The organism is Alteromonas sp. KUL49 (genome assembly GCF_006538345.1).
In the GTDB taxonomy this organism is placed as follows: Bacteria; Pseudomonadota; Gammaproteobacteria; order Enterobacterales; family Alteromonadaceae; genus Alteromonas.
The window spans coordinates 474,577-492,076 of record NZ_BJKL01000001.1; the positions used below are offsets into that span (position 1 = coordinate 474,577).

Consider the following 17,500-nt stretch of genomic DNA (forward strand, 5'->3'; position numbering starts at 1 on the left):
TGGGATGTTGTCTCTGACCTTCCATAGCATGGATGCTGTGGCAGAGCCCCAAGGACGGGTTCACGCGTGTCAGAGACAACAGCTCATCTTTTTCAATCTTCAAAGCCAATGATTACTGCTTGTACAATAAGACAACTATGCGTATAATGCGCGCCCTTACAGCCATACTCAACCGTTCCTTGTCTCTATACAGTCGGCTGTACTGTCGAGGCTACAACCGTAAGGAGCTATAATGCGTCATTACGAAATCGTATTTATGGTTCACCCTGATCAGAGTGAACAAGTACCTGGTATGATCGAGCGTTATACCACAATTCTTAAGCAAGACGGTGGTCAGATTCATCGTTTAGAAGATTGGGGCCGTCGTCAATTGGCATACCCAATCGAAAAGCTGCACAAAGCCCACTACGTACTTATCAACGCTGAAGCGACTGCTGAGTCTGTTGACGAGTTGGAAAACGCGTTCCGTTTTAACGACGTTATCCTACGTAACATGGTAATGCGCACTAAAAACGCTGTAACAGAGCCTTCTCCTATGATGAAAGAAGAGCCTCGTCGTGAGCGTCGTGACGATTCTGCTCCTCGCCAAGAGCGCGCAGAAAAGAAAACTGAAACCACTGAAGACAACGCTTAAGGAGATCACTCATGGCTCGTTTTTTCAGACGTCGTAAGTTCTGCCGTTTCACTGCAGACGGTGTGACTGAAATCGATTACAAAGATATCGCTACTTTGAAAAACTACATCACTGAGAGCGGTAAAATTGTCCCTAGCCGTATTACAGGTACAAGCGCGAAGTATCAGCGTCAGCTATCTTCTGCGATTAAGCGCGCCCGTTTCTTGGCTTTGCTTCCGTACACTGATTCACACAAGTAATTTGGCGAAAATAAGGGTTAGCTAAGATGAATATCATCCTACTAGATAAAATCGCCAACCTTGGCGGCTTGGGTGACCAAGTAACAGTTAAAGCTGGTTTCGCACGTAACTTCCTTTTCCCACAGGGTAAAGCAGTTCCTGCAACTAAAGACAACGTAGAAAAGTTTGAAGCACGTCGTGCAGAACTTGAAGCGAAAATCGCTGAGCAACTAGGCGCTGCAGAAGCACGCGCTGCTAAGATTGCTGAGCTTGCTGAAGTGACTATCGCTGCTCCAGCGGGTGACGAAGGTAAACTTTTCGGTTCTGTTGGTACTCGTGACATCGCAGAAGCAATCACTGCTGCTGGTGTTGAAGTATCAAAAGCTGAAGTTAAACTTCCTACTGGTACACTTCGTGAAACTGGTGAGTACGACATCGACTTACAAGTTCACTCTGACGTTATCACTTCAATCAAAGTGATCATCATTGCTGAAGCGTAATCGCTGACGTTAAGTTTGAAAAAGCCGCTCAATAGAGCGGCTTTTTTTTGTTTTGATGTAGCCAAACAGCCATAAAAAAAGCGAGTCCAAGACTCGCTTTTTCAATTGAAATACACGTCCTGTGTAAGTTCAAAAATCAATTATAGAGTGAAGTCTACAGAGTAACCTACAGTGAACTTAAGCTCGTCGTTGTCTAGCGCATCAGGGCCAGCATCGTCAAGGTCAGTACCTGTGATTGCAAAGCTGAAACCGTCTTTTGCAATGCTAACACCGTAGTCTACATAACCTTCAACGCCGTTGAACGCTTCTGCAAAGTCACCTTCGTGATAACCAACATGGAAACCAAGCTCAGTACCGTTAAGGATCTCAGTGCTGTAATCAAGAGAAGTATAAGTTGCTTTACCAAAACCGAAATCTTGACCATCAGCTTCATCCGCTTCTGTGTGCGCTAGAAGAGAAAGAGTTAGACTTAGGCCACCCATACCAATTGAGCCGTAAACTTCCGCGAAGTCGAAGTTAGCTTCTGCATCGTAGTTGTAGTAAAGGTAACCTACGTCATAGCTAAAGCTCTCAGTTTCGCCAGCGAAACCGAATAAACGTCATGCTCGTAAGAATAGATGTCATCGCTTTCGTAGCTTACGTTTGACGCCCAAGTACCAGCGTAGAAACCGCTCTCACTTGCGTAATCAATACCACCTGAAACCGCTGGTTCGTTAGTCGTCTGAGTAAGACCACGCCAGATGTAGTTGTTTGCAACAGCAGCGTTTGCAGTTACTTCTGCATAGGTAGGTAGTGCAGTCATTAGAGTTGCTGATGAGATAGCAGCAGCTAATAGTGTTTTTGTAGCTAGTTTCATGTGTGTTCTCCAGTCAAAATTTAACTTGTTGTAAATCGTTTTTCTGTCTGTAGTATTTTTTGAACTGGTTAACGCAAAGTTGATGCCCATTTATGGAACATCAAGAAAAATCAATTTTTTATCCTTAACTAATTAATTAATAACAATTTTATTGTTTTTCTAAAAACGCGAGCTAAACAAAAAAAAGCTTACCATGGATAATGTCGCTTCCAAGTTGGTGCATATTCATCATATTGGTGCAAAAGAATGCTGCATTTTGGGTATGTACAATATAAGTCATTGAATATCACTTTATGATCATTTCGATCCTAGAGTTGGAATGTGTACAGGTGCCCCAAAAGGCATCAACTTTTTAAGTTTCTAACCTAATTAATAAAAATCAGTGACTTTTCTAACAATTCTGCAAGGATTATTAAAACTTTGTTAAGTTGTCGATTTTTTACGACCAATTATCTGCGGTAAATTGCAGTTTTTTGACGAAGTAGAAATCCTATGTCATCCACCGCTACAAACCATCAAACTGTAGTTTTAAACTTTCTGTGGAATCTTCTCGACCTATAGTAAGCCGAAACGAAAAACAGCAGGTTTGCGAAGATGGACATTACGCGTGCAGCAATAAAAAACGCCTCTGGTGTGGGGATTTTTATCGCCATACTCACCTTCCTTGGGTTATACAGCTTGATGAATTTGCCGATTCAACTGTTCCCAGATATCGAACGGCCTAACATTAATATACAAACATCGTGGCGAGCGGCGTCACCTCAAGAAATTGAATCTGAAATTATCGAACCTCAAGAAGAGGTGCTTCAAGGTTTGCCCGGCTTAGAGTCTATGAGTGCATGGGCGAATCAGGGTAATGCATGGATTAACTTACAATTCAGTTTAGACACTGACATGCAGCAGACGTTGATCGAAGTCATCAGCCGAATGAATCGAATTCCACCTCTGCCGAGAGATGCGTTATCACCTAATATTACTTTGTCTGGTAGTGGCGACGATATGCCTGCCCTCACGTATTTCTTCCTCCAACGTTTGCCGGGTAACCCCAATGAAATAAACACTTACACCACATATTTTGCCGATGTTATAAAACCACAGCTTGAGTCGATTCCCGGTGTGGCTCGCGCACAAATGCAAAGCGGCGTTGGCGGTGAGGAGGAATTTCAAATTGTATTTGACCCATTTAAAGCCGCTCAACTGGGAATTGATTTAACGTCAGTAACCAATATGCTGGGTACCGCAAATGACGTCTCTGGTGGCTTTGTGGATGTGGGGCGTCGACGCTACACCCTGCGATTCGAGGGTAAGTATGAGCCTCAGCGCATGGGCGAGATGATTTTAGAGTGGCGGGATGGAAGCCCAGTAACGTTAAATGATATCGCGGAAATTAAAATTACCCGTGCAGACAGTGCCAACGCGAGTGTACAGAATGGCAATCCCGCTATTTCTATACGCATTGACCGTCAGAATGACGCTAATGTGCTTGCAACGCTTGAAGCTGTTAAAGAACGTGTTGACGAAATCAACGCATCAGAGTTGGCACCTCAGCAATTAGTGATGGTGCAGTCGTTTGACGCTTCTGTATTCATCTATCGTGCGGTGAATTTGGTCACTAGCAACTTGTTCATCGGTGTTGCGTTGGCTATTGGTATTTTGTGGTTGTTCATGCGACAACTTCGCGCCACCTTGATTGTCGCCTTGGCTATTCCTATCTCGTTGCTCAGTACTTTTGTGGTTCTTCAAATTACAGGTCGCTCGCTCAATATTATTTCACTGGCGGGATTGGCCTTTGCTGTGGGCATGGTGTTAGACGCTGCGATTGTGGTTCTCGAAAATATTGTGCGTAAGAACAAGCAAATCAACAATCGCATGGATGCGGCATACACGGCGACTAAAGAGGTTTTTGGCGCTCTTGTGGCCTCTACTGCAACAACAGTGGCCATCTTTGTTCCGGTAATGTTCTTGAGCGATGTCGAAGGTCAGTTATTCGCCGATTTAGCGCTTACTATTGCTATTGCCGTAAGTATTTCCATGGTAGTTGCCGTTACTGTACTTCCTGTCGTTGCAAGTCGATGGATGGGACAGGATATTCCTGAGGATAAGCTTGTACCATTGTGGCGTACCATTACTAATAAGGTTATGGCGCTATCATCCACGGGGATGCGCAGAGTAGTACTCGTTCTCGTGCTGATGGGCGTGCCAATTGGTGGCAGTTTTATGCTTATGCCCTCAATGGACTATTTACCGCCGGTGAAAAGAGATGCGGTTGATGCTTTCTTGAATTTACCCGCAGGTGCGAGTGAAAACTTTGTTGCTGACGAGGTTTTACCCCTTGTTGTTGAGCGTTTACAGCCATATATGGATGGCGAAAAACAACCAGCCCTTAAGAACTACTACATAATTACTTGGCCAAATGGCGGCACCCTTGGCGTTCGCGCACAAGACCAATCAAAAGTTAAAGAACTCGAAGCTGTCGTGAGAGATGAGGTACTAAAAGACCTTCCTGATACCCGAGCATTTGCACAACAAGGCAATTTATTTGGCGGGTTTGGCAACGGTCGATCTATTGCTATTCATTTACAAGGCACTGACCAAGACGGCCTAAGCGTAGCGGCGCAAGCGGGTTTAGATAAGATCCGCGAAGTGTTTCCAACAGCTAACGCCCGACCCAACCCTCCACTTGAGCAAGCAGAACCAGAATTGCAGTTTTACCCTAACGATAATCGTATGGTTGAGGTGGGGCTAAACCGCGGACGTATGGCAAATCTGGTTCGCTCCATGGGTGATGGTATGTACGTTGGTGAATACTTCGATGGCGTTAAACGAATGAATATTATCTTTCGTTCTGAGACATGGGATACCCCTGAGCAGCTTTCTACCCTACCAATCACTACGCCTACAGGGGAAATAGTACAACTCGGGGAGTTAGTCGATATTGAAAGGGCAGTAGGCCCAAGCCGTATTCAGCGCGTAGATGGTAAAAGAACACTCACACTCAATTTTAATCCGCCAGAGGGCATGAGCTTAGAAGAAGCGATGACAAAGGTAAAATCCGAAGTCGAGCCTGCCATTATGGCTATGATGCCACCTGATGGCGCTATTAATTACGGCGGCAGTGCGGATAGCCTGAAAGGAGCTATTGCTTCGATGGCTGACAATTTTCTATTCGCCATGATTCTGTTGCTACTTCTGATGGCTGGTTTGTTCAAGTCGCTTAAGGACAGTGCTCTTGTAGTACTTTCGATTCCGCTTGCGACAGTGGGAGGCATTATTGCCATTCGCATTATGAACACTTTCATGTTCCAGCCTATGGATTTGTTGACCATGATTGGCTTCATCATTCTTCTTGGACTAGTAGTAAACAACGCGATCCTTCTGGTACACCAAACAAGATTAGGCCAGCAAGAGGGTCTTAGTCGCGACGATGCGGTAAAGCAAGCCGTTGAACTTCGCCTTCGCCCAATATTCATGAGCACGTTAACGTCAATATTTGGCATGTTGCCACTGCTGTTACTCCCGGGAGCAGGCAGTGTTATCTATCGTGGTCTTGCTGCAGTTATCGTTGGTGGGATGACTATCAGCACACTATTCACACTTGTTTTACTACCCACACTATTAAGAATGAGCACAGCTGATTTTGGTATCAAACCTCGCGAAGAAAAAGCAGGTGGTATGACAACAGCAACTGCAAAGCTCAATAAGTTTACAGATTTGAATTAAGGACACGGCATTATGAAAACGTTTAAAGCTACTCTTGGCGTGATTGCATGCTTAATCAGTACTCATTCACTTTCACAGGAGGCGTCTGACACACCACCACCGGTACTAGTTCAAGTAGAAGAGGCCCGTGCTGAATCAATTACAGAGCTGACGTGGGTTCCCGGTACTGTATTGAGCCAAACCGACTCTAACATTGCCTCTGAAGTCGATGGCAGAATAACGTGGATGGCGCAAGTGGGAGATGTGGTTCAAGAAGGCGCGGTACTGGCTCGCATAGACGATACCCGACTTCAAATTACTTTAAATCAAAACCTTTCCAATATTACACAGTGGGAAGCTCAGGTAGATATGTATGAAAAGCGCTTAGCGCGATACGAAAATCTGCAAGCGAATAACAATACCTCCAGGGGTGAGTTAGAGACCGTTGTTGCCGAGCTTGAAAATGCTCGTCAAGCCCTCGAGCAAGCGAAACTGGATAAGCGCTTTACCGATTACCAAATAGCGCAAAGTAGCGTAAAAGCGCCCTTCTCTGCACTGGTCGTTGAACGTATTCAAATGCCTGGAGAGTACACCGCAGTGGGTCAAAATGTCATGCGAATTGTTAATCCAGACCAGATTGAAGTTCAGGTGAAAGCACCGCTAAACGTATTGCCGTTTATTGAACGAGGGATGCGCGTCAATGTGTCGAGTAGAGACAATATGGTCACCGAATCGGTTCGCGCCATTGTGCCCGTGGGTAATGAAGGGTCCCGTATGATGGAAATGCGTATTGCGCTGCAGTCAGGGGATTTCCCAATTGGTAGTGCAGTGCGTGTCGCTGTGCCAAGCAGCCATGAACACAATGGTGTGACTATCCCTCGCGATGCATTGGTACTTCGAAAAGCTGGTACGTTTGTTTATCAGCTTAATAGTGAGAATGAAGCACAGCAAATTAAAGTGGAAACAGGTGTGGGTATGGGGGATCGCATTGAAGTGTTTGGTGATATAGACCCCGACGCACTTGTTGTAGTTCGTGGTGCTGAACGCCTGAGACCAGGTCAAAAAGTTCGCCACGAACGAGGAGCTGACACTCTCACAGTAAGAAATTAACCTCCCCGGGTTTTTTGGGCCCCTCTTTTTCTCTTTTTGAGGGGCCGTTTTTTTAACTGTGTTTGGCTACCACCCGTTCACATTTCTCTCGCCATTCATCATCCAAAACATTCATTGCCGCTAGTTTTTTGGCTGTTGAAGGATCATCTTTAACATAGGCGCATTGCATCAGTGTTTGCACATTTACCGTGTTTGCAGGTCGATCAACTAAACTCACCTCGTCACCTAGACGAATGATTCCTGTATCGATAACGCGATAGTACCAACCGGTAATTCCTCTTTCGCCAACAAATCTATCTAGGTTTTTAACGTCAAAGCGTAGTGAAATTTTGTTGCATGGGGCACGGGGAGCACTTACTTGAAGTACTACCGAACCTAGCTTCCATATATCTCCGATAAATACGTTACTATCGTCCATACCTTCAATACTGATGTTCTCGCCAATACTGCCGACAGGAAACTGTGTATTACTGTAGCGCTCAGCTAGTGTTTGATAATGGGATGGCGCGAACTGATGAAGGACTTTTTCTGGGCCACCGTGCAGTCGCTTGTTGGCTTGCTCGTCCTCTAATGTGCCATCAATTTCAACCGTCAGGTAATCTACAGGCGTTTTTACAATACTACTTGGCGCCCCTCTAGGCCCCAATGGTTGTGGCTTACCAGCAAAAAGATCATTAACAAACATTATAAATTTCCAAAAAAAATTATATAGATTTAAACCTTAATCACTTAGGCTACGACTAACTCTTCAACAGTAACACATAAACTGGTGACTAAGTTGCTAAAACTGGTGAGCAATGGAAACTAGCCAACAACGTGTAATTAATGCCAATGAGGTCTTCAGCAAAGCACGGGAAGACGCATTGATATCTTCTGCGATACAGGGAGATAAAGCGGCATATCGGGCACTTTATGATGCACATATAGGGCGAGTGTATGCTCTGTGTCTTCGCTTGGCGGGCGATCGTGGGTTGGCAGAGGATGCAACTCAAGAGGTATTTATTCAACTTTGGTCAAAGTTGAAGAACTACAAAGGGCAAAGTCAGTTTTCAACATGGTTACATAGTGTTACCGCGAATGTGACGATATCTTACATTCGCAAGCAGCGAGGCTGGTTTCAACGCATGATGAATATTGAAACCTCTTCAGCTATGAATGCTGAAGCAGAGGCGCCAACCAGTGATGTGGATTTAGAATCCCTCGTGTTGAGACTCCCGGAGCGCGCTCGAATGGTGTTTGTATTGCACGCCATCGAAGGCTACAGACATGAGGAAGTGGCTGAAATGCTGGATATGGCCGTAGGGTCTAGTAAAGCGCAATTTCATCGCGCTAAGCAGCTTCTCAAAACGTGGATGGGTTATGACGATGAATAGTTTTGAACAACAGCTACAAGCAAAGATTAATGAGCTACCTGACACGGTTAATCCTGAAAAGGATTTGTGGAGAGGTATTGATAGAGGAATCGCTGCCGAGGAAATTGCGTCTTTGGACGGGGCTAACAAGGAGCCTACAAAACTCCATTGGGTAGCGATGGCAGCAAGTGTGGTATTGGTGAGCGTGCTGTGGGTTTTTGTTCCTTCTGTACTTGAGCCTCAGTCAGGTAAACTTGAAGGCTATGCCCTTGTAGAATCATTAAGTAAACAACAAAGTGAACAGCTATCAGGCTTGTTGGCTAGTTACGAAAGCTCAGAACCAGTAACAGAGAACTGGGAACAACAGTTAGCAGAATTAGAAGACGCGGCGCAAGCTATAAAGTTGGTTTTAAAGGAAGACCCATCTAACCCAGCGCTTTTGCAAATGCTGCAGCAAGTATACAACCAGCAAATTGCCTTAATAGAGCAAGTGCACGCGCCAAAATGGCAACAAATTTAAGGAGTAACGCTATGAACAATTTCACACGTTTTTTTAAAAAGTACGCATTAAGTGCGTCAGCCGTGGCGACTCTGATTGCTTTGCCATGTTCCGTTTATGCAGAAGAAGCGGTAGACCGTACGATTGAAACTGGTGACAGTCCTCGCGTAGACATTGAACACATCAATGGAAAGGCGGAAATCAGAGGTTGGGACAAATCAGAAGTCAGAGTAAGCGGCACCCTCGGGGATAACACCGAGGAGTTCGTATTCGAAAAACAAGGTAACGTTATTCTTATTCATGTAGAAGTGGAGCGCAGCGATAGACGTTGGGGTAACTATCAAACTGACGGTGATGATTTGCTTATTTACGTACCTTTCAACAGTTACATTGACTACGACTCGATTAATGCAGATGTTCGCATTGAAGACGTTAAAAAAGGCGTAAGTGTAGAAGTTGTCAACGGTGATGTGGATATTGAAAATGTAGATGCTGCGGTTGAAGCAGATGCAGTTAACGGCGATATCACTCTCGAGAATGTTACCGGTCGTTTAGCGGTAGAAACAGTGAATGGTAGTATTTCAGGTACCCATTCTGGTGATAAACAAACATCTCTAGAATCTGTGAACGGCGGTATTTCTGTCAGTACTACGAGTCCACGAGTTCAGGTAGAGACGGTGAACGGGAGGATTGAATTAAAGCTGGCTGAAATTGATATGCTTGAAGTTAACACGGTTAACGGGCGCTTATCTGCTCAGATGACGTTAAACAAAAACGGAGAGGTTTACGCAAGCTCTGTAGGTGGAGGTATTAACCTAACGTTCCAACCAGATGTTTCAGCGCGCTTCGACATTCAAGCCCATGCTGGTGGCAGCATTTCGAATGACATTACCAGCGATAAGATGCAAAAAGCAAAGTACGGCCCTCGCCGTTGGTTAGAATTTGTTCACGGTTCGGGTGATGCGAATGTGGATGTTTCGACGGTCAATGGTCGCGTTTCACTCGATATCGAGTAGTTAGCTAATCCTTTAAAAAGGCAGTTGAGTGGTAAGTCAGCTGCCTTTTTTTGTGCCTTCTTTCCGTTGTTATTTACATCAATGCTGTTGTTTAGATTGTTCTGTACTTTGCAAAAGCGCATAATACGAGATTAATTTAATTGTTCAGGTGATTGTTAGTGGCGTCGGTATCTCCTCCTCAAGGCGACAATAAGGTAGAGAAGCTTAAAATTCCTCCTCATAGTATTGAGGCCGAGCAGTCTGTGCTTGGAAGTATGCTCATTGATCCCGACACATGGGACAAAGTTGCCGAGCAAGTTACTGACACTGACTTCTACAATCGTTCACATCAGATAATTTACCGCGCTATCTTGCGATTATTGAATAACAGTCAGCCGGTAGATTTGATTACCGTATCTGAAGAACTGGAAAAACATGATGAGCTTGAAGACGCAGGTGGGTTTGCTTATTTAGGTGAACTTGCTAAAAACACCCCGAGTTCTGCTAACGTTGTTTCCTACGCCAAAATCATTAGTGAGCGAGCCATCACCCGAGAGCTCATCGGTGTGGCACATGATATCGCTGAAGTAGGCTACAACCCTGAAGGGCGTGATAGTGCCGATATTCTCGATTTGGCCGAGAGTAAAGTTTTTGAAATCGCCGAGCGACGAACAGGTGAAAACGAAGGCCCCAAAAATGTAGAGTCTGTATTAGGTAAAACCATAGATCGTTTAGAGATCTTATTGAAAACCAACAAAGAGGTTACAGGGGTTACCACAGGGTTTACCGACCTTGATAAAAAGACTAGTGGCTTGCAACCCTCAGACTTAATTATTGTTGCAGCCCGTCCGTCGATGGGTAAAACCACTTTTGCCATGAACTTGGTTGAAAATGCCATGATGGCAGAAGACAAGCCTGTTCTTGTTTTCAGTCTTGAGATGCCATCAGAGCAAATCATGATGCGTATGTTGGCCAGTTTGAGTCGTGTTGACCAAACCAAAATTCGTACTGCACAACTCGATGATGAAGATTGGGCCAGAATTTCAAATACCATGGCCATGCTCAAAGACAAAGATTCTTTGTTTGTTGATGACTCATCGGGACTAACACCTATGGATGTTAGAAGCCGTGCTCGTAAGCTAGCCAGAGAGCGGGGTGGAATCAGCCTGATCATGGTGGATTATTTGCAACTTATGCGTGTACCTTCCCTTAGCGATAATCGTACGTTAGAAATTGCGGAGATTTCTCGCTCATTAAAAGCGTTAGCTAAAGAACTCGAAGTGCCAGTGGTTGCACTCTCTCAGCTTAACCGTAGCTTGGAGCAGCGTGCAGATAAGCGACCGGTAAACTCGGACTTACGTGAATCGGGCTCCATCGAGCAGGACGCCGATTTGATCATGTTCATTTATCGAGACGAGGTCTATCACGAAAATAGTGAAGATAAGGGCGTCGCGGAGATTATTATCGGTAAGCAGCGTAATGGCCCAATTGGTACTTCTCGTTTGACCTTCCAAGGCCAGTTTTCCCGCTTTGATAATTACGCTGGACCTGCGGTTTCAGATGACTATTAAAAAAGGCGCCGGTAGGCGCCTTTTTACTATCTTAAACCGTAATTTCTAAGCGGTTATTTCATTTCTGGTACTTTAACTGTTTGTTCAACAGTTACAGAGATTCTACGGTTAACCATGTGAGCATCCGCAGTGTTTCCAGTGTCTAGAAGCTGAGTTTCACCATAGCCAACAGTGTCGATACGAACCGCATCAATACCATACATATCAACAAGTACCGCTTTGAAGGCTTCTGCACGTTCTTCTGACAACTTAAGGTTGTAAGTGGCAGAACCAGGCGCTGATGTATGACCTTCTACAACCGCAGTTGTGTCTTCGTACTGCGCCATGAACTCCGCAAATTCAACGATCTCTGGATCGCGAGGTTGCTTAACTACAGAGCTTTCGTTGTCAAACAATACGCGAAGCGTGATATTGACAGTTTCGTTGCCAAATACTGTGCAGCCTTTATCATCCACTTTAACGTCAGACGGTGAACTTGGACAGTTGTCCATATCATTACTAACACCATCGTTGTCATCGTCAGCCATTACCGCACAACCTACAGAATCAACGGCCTCGCCTGCTGCTGTCATAGGGCACTGATCTAAACGGTCAATAACACCATCATTGTCAGTATCGTATGCGGTAGCTGAAGTGGTAGTGTTTGCAGATTTTTTACCAAACGGCATTGCAAGACCCACTTTTACGCCTACATCAGTGAAATCAAAGTCTAGGTCGCGGTAAGTGGCAAGTTCGGTAATGATAGTTACATACTCATTCGGGCGCCAATGCTTACCTAGACCTAAGTCAAGTAGTGTCGTAGAGTCACCTACCGCTTGGCGACGAACACCACCGAACAGGTAGTATTTGTCTTCAGGTAGGAAGTACATTAAGTCTACGCCTGTCATTTCGCCGTCTTCACTACCAAGGTCTCTAATGTAGTCTAAATCCATTGAAGAGAATTCAGCACGCGCAGCCCAGCTTTGGGTAAAGCGATAGCCGTATTCTAATGTAATAGCTCGGCCATTGTTGAACGAAGTTCCGTTAGAGGTATGTTCACCTGATGCTCGATAATGCATGCCTGAAATACCAAGCCAACTAGAGTAGTCTGGTTCATCTGAGCTTTGAGCAATAGCAGTTGAAGACAACATAGCGGCAGTCAGTGCAGCCAGTGTAAAGTGCTTTTTCATAGTCACATCCTGTTTAATGTTGAGTGATTGATTGTCACATAATTTTTTAGTAGGTCTCGTTATGAAACCTATTCATGGCATATAGCTATTATTATTGTGCTCATACTGCTACTTGCCCTTGAACTGTGGCAATGATCTTGCGGGACCCACCGTGGTCGCGGTGTTCTCCTAGCATGATACCTTGCCATGTTCCAAGTTGCAGCCTTCCTTTTTGTGCAGGAAGGGTAACTTGGCAGCCCAGTATACTCGATTTAACATGAGCAGGCATATCGTCGCTGCCTTCATATGTGTGTCGATAAAATGGCAAATCTTCTTTAACGCAATAATTAAAGAACGCTTCCATGTCTTGGCGCACCGTTGGGTCCGCATTCTCATTGATAGTAAGGCTTGCACTAGTGTGTTGTAAACAAAGATGTACCAAACCTACGTCAATATCTCTTAATTGTGGCAATGCTTCAACAATTAGATGGGTTATTAAATGAAACCCTCTGGGTTTTGGTGGCAGTGTAATTGTTTCGGACCACCAAATACTATTTGTCAAAACAGATTTCCAAATGTGCAAAGCCGTCGTCACATTGGAAAGGAAGGATAATTTTAGCGCCATCTACCTGATGACTAATGGAGTGTTCCTTCCCTGATACAACAACGGGGGTTGCCATGGCAAATTCAAACCCTTTGTCAGCGAGATCCCTTTTGGCACCGCCACAAATCATATTGGTGACTTCGCCTACCATGTCGCCAACTTCGGCATCTACTTTTTCCGGACGCTCTCCTACCATGCGCTCCATGATAGTTAATGCCAAAGATTCGTCGAACGTGATAGACATAGAGCCTTTCACTTCAGGACCAACCATTCCGATGAGTCCAGATACATCACCTTTCGCTAAATCGTCTTGCTTACGTTTCGGTTTGCCTGGCGTAAGCTTAGTTTGCGCCATTGTTTCCATGACATTGAGAAACCCAGTAATAAATGGGTTTACGAACTCAGCATTCATTTGCATGCTCCTTGGGAGAAGTTACCTCAGCATTTTGGCATTCAGCGCACAAACCGTGAGCTTCAATGGTTTGCTTTATCACTTTAAAGCCATTTTCCTGTGCTTGATTGTCCAGCGTTTCCTTAAGTCCTTCTGATTGTATTTCTGCTACATCACCGCAACTGTCGCAAATCAAAAATTGTACTGGATGATGACAGCCAAAATGATAGCAAGCGACAAAAGCATTCGTGGACTCAAGTCGGTGAATCAGTCCAAAATCTAAAAGAAAATCCAGCGCGCGATATACTGTCGCTGGTTTCGCACTTGATTCGGTTTCTTTAAGTGCATCAAGCATATCGTATGCGCCCATTGGGCCGTGCTTATCAACGAGTATCTCATAAACTTTAGCACGTAGTGGCGTAAATCGAGCGCCTCTTTGCTCGCAATACGTGCGGGCCTTTTGTATTAAGGTCGAACTATTCATTCGTCAGTACCATAGTAACCTCAAGGTGTCCTTTAAAACCAATAAACGCAATGTTTACGCTAGTATAACACCCTACTAACGGTACACAAATGAACAAACGAAGAAGGTTAAGTCATTTATTGTGTTATCTTTATGCCATTACTGGATATGGGGACGACTCTCTTTATGATGATAAGAAAAACTCGCGCTCAGTTAGAGAATAATAGTGCACTATGGATTATTTTCAGCAAAGGAAGCGTAGTTGTTAGAGAAAATGAGTCTAGTTTACCTCACGCTGATGTCAGTGAGATGGCTTTCCTATCGGAATACCAAGATGATATTCACGAGTTACCTCCGCTCTCAGAGGCCGCTGAAAATGATGAAACAGTCTTTGTTGTCGATTTGGGAGGTGAAGTTGTAGAGTCAGTGGGCTGGACGACTTTATCACTGAGAGCACTTTTAATGGCCAACCAAGATATTGGTTTTTCAATCATAGGGCGAGCCTGGCAGTATACTCACTTTCTGCGTACTCATAGATTCTGTGGGCAGTGCGGTGCTAAAACCGAGCTAGTGACGTGGGAAATGGCAGTACAGTGTCATCAATGTGGCCACCGAAGCTATCCCAGAGTGTCTCCGTGCATCATTGTTGCTATTCATGACAATCAGCGCATTTTACTCGCCAAAGGTACCAGGCATAGAGAAACAAACATGTACTCCACACTTGCTGGCTTTGTGGAAAGTGGCGAGAGTCTAGTTCAGGCTACCCACAGGGAAGTTATGGAAGAAGTCGGTGTGAAAGTGAAAAATATTCAGTACTTTGACAGCCAGCCTTGGCCTTTTCCTCACTCACTAATGGTGGGTTTTATCGCAGAATACGATGGCGGAGAGATTCAGTGTCAGGAAAACGAAATTGATGACGCCCAGTGGTTCGATATTGACGATCTACCTATTATCCCCCCTAAGCTCTCTATTGCGGGACTATTGATTGAAAGGACAATCTCGATTATCCGAGAAAAGTCTTCAAGTGGTTCCTGAGAGAATACTTTGAGCAATAACTTGATCTCTAGCAAGTTATCATTGCTCCAAAGCACAATTTTTCATTAGGTTTTTAATACACGGTGTTGGGATAGCTGATATACTTCGGCGGTTTTTTATCATCGAATAGTTTTAGGTGAAACCATGTCACAAAGCGCTTCTAGTGTTGCAAAGCCAGAATTGAAAAATGATCGCTATCTTCGCGCGCTGCTTAAGCAGCCAGTAGACGCTACCCCCGTGTGGATGATGCGCCAAGCCGGTCGTTATCTTCCTGAATACAAAGCAACGCGCGCAGAGGCCGGTGACTTCATGTCATTGTGTAAAAATGCTGAGCTAGCATGTGAGGTAACGTTACAACCTCTTCGCCGATTCCCGTTAGATGCGGCGATATTATTTTCCGATATTCTTACTATCCCAGATGCTATGGGACTGGGTTTGTACTTTGAAACGGGCGAAGGCCCACGCTTTAAGTCACCGATCACCTGTAAGGCCGATGTAGATAAAATTGGTATCCCTGATCCTGAAGGTGAGTTGCAATATGTGATGAACGCAGTGCGTACTATTCGCCGAGAACTAAAAGGTGAAGTACCTCTTATAGGATTCTCAGGTAGTCCATGGACGCTGGCAACTTATATGGTTGAGGGTGGTTCGAGCAAGGCGTTCACTAAAATTAAGAAAATGGCGTTTGCTGAACCTGCAACGCTTCACGCATTGCTAGCAAAATTAGCTGACTCTGTGACAAGTTATCTCAATGCTCAAATTGCAGCGGGTGCCCAATCTGTCATGGTATTTGATACCTGGGGCGGCGTTTTGTCACCTCGAGACTACAAAGAATTTTCGTTGCAATATATGGAGCGGATCGTCAACGGACTTACCCGAGAAGCGGATGGCAGAAAAGTGCCTGTGACCTTGTTTACCAAGAATGGTGGCATGTGGTTAGAAGCTATTGCCGCGACTGGCTGTGATGCTGTTGGTTTAGATTGGACCATCGACATTGCCGATGCTAAAGCTCGTGTTGGCGACAAAGTGGCACTTCAAGGGAATATGGATCCGTCAATGCTTTATGCGCCAGCCTCTCGAATTCGACAAGAGGTGAGTACCATTCTTGAAGGTTTTGGTGAAGGTACCGGTCACGTATTTAATCTGGGCCACGGCATTCATCTAGATGTGCCGCCAGAAAATGCTGGTGTTTTCGTCAACGCAGTTCACGAGCTCAGTAAGCCGTATCACGCAAAATAATCGAACGAAGGCAATGACATAATACTCATTGCCTTTTTTATGCGTCTCGCGGAAGGCCCTTTTGTACAGTACGTACTAACCGCTGGTGTTTTCGGTTTTCTGACGTGCTCGCTATCGATTTTTGCGCTTGCTGCTCCATTGCCCACTTGATGTGCACGTCGACGTTCTGGTCCACTTTCCCTAGTGACTCACTTAGCGCATCTAGTGTTTTTGATGAATAGGGGCTGTTTCCAAGCGCAATAGCAATATTGCGTTTCCACTTTGCATAACCAATGCGTCTAATCGCTGAACCTTCAGTATATTTGAGAAACTCTTCCTCGGTCCAAGAAAATAAGGTGAGTAGGGATTGACCGTGGAGTTTGTCTCTCGGATGAAAATCTGGTTCTGTGGTTACTGAACTATAGCGGTTCCATGGGCAAATAAGCTGGCAATCATCACAGCCATAAATACGATTTCCCATCAGCGTGCGCAGTTCTTCAGGGATCTCGCCATCATACTCTATGGTTAAGTACGATACACAGCGCTTTGCATCGACTTGGTAAGGCGCAACTATAGCGTCAGTGGGGCAAATGGTAATGCATGCATTGCAGCTTCCGCATTCCGCCTCCACTGGCGTATCTGTCGGCAGGGGTAAGTTAATGAATAGTTCTCCCAGAAAGAACCATGAACCGGCTTCTTTACTCAAAGTCAGTGTGTGTTTACCCGTCCAACCAATACCCGCCTTCTCCGCAATGGCGTGTTCCAGTACGGGGGCAGAATCGACAAACGGCCGGTAAGCCGTTCCTTCTAACCTCGCAGATATCTTCTCACCGAGTTGCTTGAGCTTTTTGCGGATGACTTTGTGATAGTCACGCCCTAATGCATAGCGACTAATGTATCCCATGTTGGGGTCATTTAAATGCTTGGCGAATGAGGCATCGGGAGGAAGGTAATCCATTCTTACACTGATCACTCTTAATGTGCCCGGCACTAACTCCGCGGGGCGTGCTCGCATGAGCCCGTGGGTTGCCATGTAGGCCATAGTACCGTGATAACCGTTTTCCAACCACTTTACTAAGTGTTGTTCATGTTGCGATAGGTCAATATCACTAATGCCAACGTGTTGAAAGCCTAGCGCATGACCCCAAGCCTTGATATCGTTGGACAACTGGTTTAAATCGATGGAATTTATCGCGGACATGCATTT

17 protein-coding genes and 1 pseudogene are annotated in these 17,500 nt (G+C 45.1%); 11 read left to right on the forward strand and 7 right to left on the reverse strand.

Features of this window, described 5'->3' with window-relative positions:
• Positions 1 to 232 precede the first annotated feature (232 nt).
• The 3 genes from rpsF to rplI are packed head-to-tail and all read left to right on the forward strand — an operon-like array spanning position 233 to position 1,352.
• Positions 233 to 634, forward strand: a complete 402-nt coding sequence (gene rpsF, locus EYS00_RS01955; protein WP_130634887.1) for a 30S ribosomal protein S6 — start codon at positions 233 to 235, stop codon at positions 632 to 634.
• 11 nt (positions 635 to 645) lie between these two features.
• A complete protein-coding gene (rpsR, locus tag EYS00_RS01960; RefSeq protein WP_013786397.1) occupies positions 646 to 873 on the forward strand; it encodes a 30S ribosomal protein S18 in 228 nt (75 codons plus the stop codon).
• A 26-nt stretch (positions 874 to 899) separates the two neighbouring features.
• Positions 900 to 1,352: a 50S ribosomal protein L9 gene (rplI, locus tag EYS00_RS01965; protein WP_130634888.1), complete on the forward strand. Its 453-nt coding sequence runs from the start codon at positions 900 to 902 to the stop codon at positions 1,350 to 1,352.
• A 140-nt stretch (positions 1,353 to 1,492) separates the two neighbouring features.
• Here the strand turns inward: rplI and EYS00_RS01970 are convergent.
• Positions 1,493 to 2,208 (reverse strand): annotated as a pseudogene (locus tag EYS00_RS01970) (TorF family putative porin).
• Between the two features lie 594 nt (positions 2,209 to 2,802).
• On the opposite strand from EYS00_RS01970, the gene EYS00_RS01975 reads away from it, so the two are divergent.
• Complete coding sequence (locus EYS00_RS01975) at positions 2,803 to 5,928, forward strand: efflux RND transporter permease subunit (protein ID WP_130634889.1); 3,126 nt, start codon at positions 2,803 to 2,805, stop codon at positions 5,926 to 5,928.
• 12 nt (positions 5,929 to 5,940) lie between these two features.
• Positions 5,941 to 7,017: an efflux RND transporter periplasmic adaptor subunit gene (locus tag EYS00_RS01980; RefSeq protein WP_130634890.1), complete on the forward strand. Its 1,077-nt coding sequence runs from the start codon at positions 5,941 to 5,943 to the stop codon at positions 7,015 to 7,017.
• A gap of 52 nt (positions 7,018 to 7,069) precedes the next feature.
• On the opposite strand, the gene EYS00_RS01985 is transcribed toward EYS00_RS01980, so the two are convergent.
• The gene (locus EYS00_RS01985) at positions 7,070 to 7,702 is read right to left on the reverse strand and encodes an MOSC domain-containing protein (protein ID WP_130634891.1); all 633 of its coding nucleotides are present in this window, start codon (positions 7,700 to 7,702) and stop codon (positions 7,070 to 7,072) included.
• A gap of 112 nt (positions 7,703 to 7,814) precedes the next feature.
• Between EYS00_RS01985 and EYS00_RS01990 the strand changes: the two genes are divergently transcribed.
• The 4 genes from EYS00_RS01990 to dnaB all read left to right on the forward strand — a co-directional run bounded on the left by EYS00_RS01990 (position 7,815) and on the right by dnaB (position 11,434).
• Complete coding sequence (locus tag EYS00_RS01990) at positions 7,815 to 8,390, forward strand: RNA polymerase sigma factor (RefSeq protein WP_130634892.1); 576 nt, start codon at positions 7,815 to 7,817, stop codon at positions 8,388 to 8,390.
• A complete protein-coding gene (locus EYS00_RS01995; protein WP_242618616.1) occupies positions 8,377 to 8,889 on the forward strand; it encodes a hypothetical protein in 513 nt (170 codons plus the stop codon). The genes EYS00_RS01990 and EYS00_RS01995 overlap by 14 nt, the downstream gene beginning before the upstream one ends.
• 11 nt (positions 8,890 to 8,900) lie before the next feature.
• Positions 8,901 to 9,884, forward strand: coding sequence for a DUF4097 family beta strand repeat-containing protein (locus EYS00_RS02000; RefSeq protein WP_165399283.1), 984 nt, complete (start codon positions 8,901 to 8,903; stop codon positions 9,882 to 9,884).
• A 158-nt stretch (positions 9,885 to 10,042) separates the two neighbouring features.
• The gene (gene dnaB / locus EYS00_RS02005) at positions 10,043 to 11,434 is read left to right on the forward strand and encodes a replicative DNA helicase (RefSeq protein ID WP_130634894.1); all 1,392 of its coding nucleotides are present in this window, start codon (positions 10,043 to 10,045) and stop codon (positions 11,432 to 11,434) included.
• A 53-nt stretch (positions 11,435 to 11,487) separates the two neighbouring features.
• On the opposite strand, the gene EYS00_RS02010 is transcribed toward dnaB, so the two are convergent.
• The 4 genes from EYS00_RS02010 to EYS00_RS02025 form a co-directional block, all read right to left on the reverse strand.
• Positions 11,488 to 12,603: an OmpA family protein gene (locus EYS00_RS02010; protein WP_130634895.1), complete on the reverse strand. Its 1,116-nt coding sequence runs from the start codon at positions 12,601 to 12,603 to the stop codon at positions 11,488 to 11,490.
• Between the two features lie 100 nt (positions 12,604 to 12,703).
• Complete coding sequence (locus tag EYS00_RS02015) at positions 12,704 to 13,144, reverse strand: secondary thiamine-phosphate synthase enzyme YjbQ (protein WP_242618617.1); 441 nt, start codon at positions 13,142 to 13,144, stop codon at positions 12,704 to 12,706.
• Complete coding sequence (locus EYS00_RS02020) at positions 13,134 to 13,598, reverse strand: chemotaxis protein CheX (protein ID WP_130634897.1); 465 nt, start codon at positions 13,596 to 13,598, stop codon at positions 13,134 to 13,136. The genes EYS00_RS02015 and EYS00_RS02020 overlap by 11 nt, the downstream gene beginning before the upstream one ends.
• Positions 13,588 to 14,061: a transcriptional repressor gene (locus tag EYS00_RS02025; protein ID WP_130634898.1), complete on the reverse strand. Its 474-nt coding sequence runs from the start codon at positions 14,059 to 14,061 to the stop codon at positions 13,588 to 13,590. The genes EYS00_RS02020 and EYS00_RS02025 overlap by 11 nt, the downstream gene beginning before the upstream one ends.
• Before the next feature lie 165 nt (positions 14,062 to 14,226).
• On the opposite strand from EYS00_RS02025, the gene nudC reads away from it, so the two are divergent.
• A complete protein-coding gene (gene nudC / locus EYS00_RS02030) occupies positions 14,227 to 15,075 on the forward strand; it encodes an NAD(+) diphosphatase (RefSeq protein ID WP_130634899.1) in 849 nt (282 codons plus the stop codon).
• A gap of 144 nt (positions 15,076 to 15,219) precedes the next feature.
• Positions 15,220 to 16,314 carry a uroporphyrinogen decarboxylase gene (gene hemE / locus EYS00_RS02035; RefSeq protein WP_130634900.1) on the forward strand — a complete coding sequence of 365 codons (1,095 nt, stop codon included), beginning with the start codon at positions 15,220 to 15,222 and terminating at the stop codon, positions 16,312 to 16,314.
• Between the two features lie 37 nt (positions 16,315 to 16,351).
• Here hemE and queG read toward each other — a convergent pair whose 3' ends face one another.
• Positions 16,352 to 17,494: a tRNA epoxyqueuosine(34) reductase QueG gene (gene queG / locus EYS00_RS02040; RefSeq protein WP_130634901.1), complete on the reverse strand. Its 1,143-nt coding sequence runs from the start codon at positions 17,492 to 17,494 to the stop codon at positions 16,352 to 16,354.
• Positions 17,495 to 17,500: the final 6 nt, after the last annotated feature.

What these genes read in the sequence shown, in the direction of transcription:
- rpsF (WP_130634887.1), top strand. Translation starts at nt 233, where the DNA reads ATGCGTCATTACGAAATCGTATTTATGGTTCACCCTGATCAGAGTGAA.
- rpsR (WP_013786397.1), top strand. Translation starts at nt 646, where the DNA reads ATGGCTCGTTTTTTCAGACGTCGTAAGTTCTGCCGTTTCACTGCAGAC.
- rplI (WP_130634888.1), top strand. Translation starts at nt 900, where the DNA reads ATGAATATCATCCTACTAGATAAAATCGCCAACCTTGGCGGCTTGGGT.
- EYS00_RS01975 (WP_130634889.1), top strand. Translation starts at nt 2,803, where the DNA reads ATGGACATTACGCGTGCAGCAATAAAAAACGCCTCTGGTGTGGGGATT.
- EYS00_RS01980 (WP_130634890.1), top strand. Translation starts at nt 5,941, where the DNA reads ATGAAAACGTTTAAAGCTACTCTTGGCGTGATTGCATGCTTAATCAGT.
- EYS00_RS01985 (WP_130634891.1), bottom strand. Translation starts at nt 7,702, where the DNA reads ATGTTTGTTAATGATCTTTTTGCTGGTAAGCCACAACCATTGGGGCCT.
- EYS00_RS01990 (WP_130634892.1), top strand. Translation starts at nt 7,815, where the DNA reads ATGGAAACTAGCCAACAACGTGTAATTAATGCCAATGAGGTCTTCAGC.
- EYS00_RS01995 (WP_242618616.1), top strand. Translation starts at nt 8,377, where the DNA reads ATGACGATGAATAGTTTTGAACAACAGCTACAAGCAAAGATTAATGAG.
- EYS00_RS02000 (WP_165399283.1), top strand. Translation starts at nt 8,901, where the DNA reads ATGAACAATTTCACACGTTTTTTTAAAAAGTACGCATTAAGTGCGTCA.
- EYS00_RS02010 (WP_130634895.1), bottom strand. Translation starts at nt 12,603, where the DNA reads ATGAAAAAGCACTTTACACTGGCTGCACTGACTGCCGCTATGTTGTCT.
- EYS00_RS02020 (WP_130634897.1), bottom strand. Translation starts at nt 13,598, where the DNA reads ATGAATGCTGAGTTCGTAAACCCATTTATTACTGGGTTTCTCAATGTC.
- EYS00_RS02025 (WP_130634898.1), bottom strand. Translation starts at nt 14,061, where the DNA reads ATGAATAGTTCGACCTTAATACAAAAGGCCCGCACGTATTGCGAGCAA.
- nudC (WP_130634899.1), top strand. Translation starts at nt 14,227, where the DNA reads ATGATGATAAGAAAAACTCGCGCTCAGTTAGAGAATAATAGTGCACTA.
- hemE (WP_130634900.1), top strand. Translation starts at nt 15,220, where the DNA reads ATGTCACAAAGCGCTTCTAGTGTTGCAAAGCCAGAATTGAAAAATGAT.
- queG (WP_130634901.1), bottom strand. Translation starts at nt 17,494, where the DNA reads ATGTCCGCGATAAATTCCATCGATTTAAACCAGTTGTCCAACGATATC.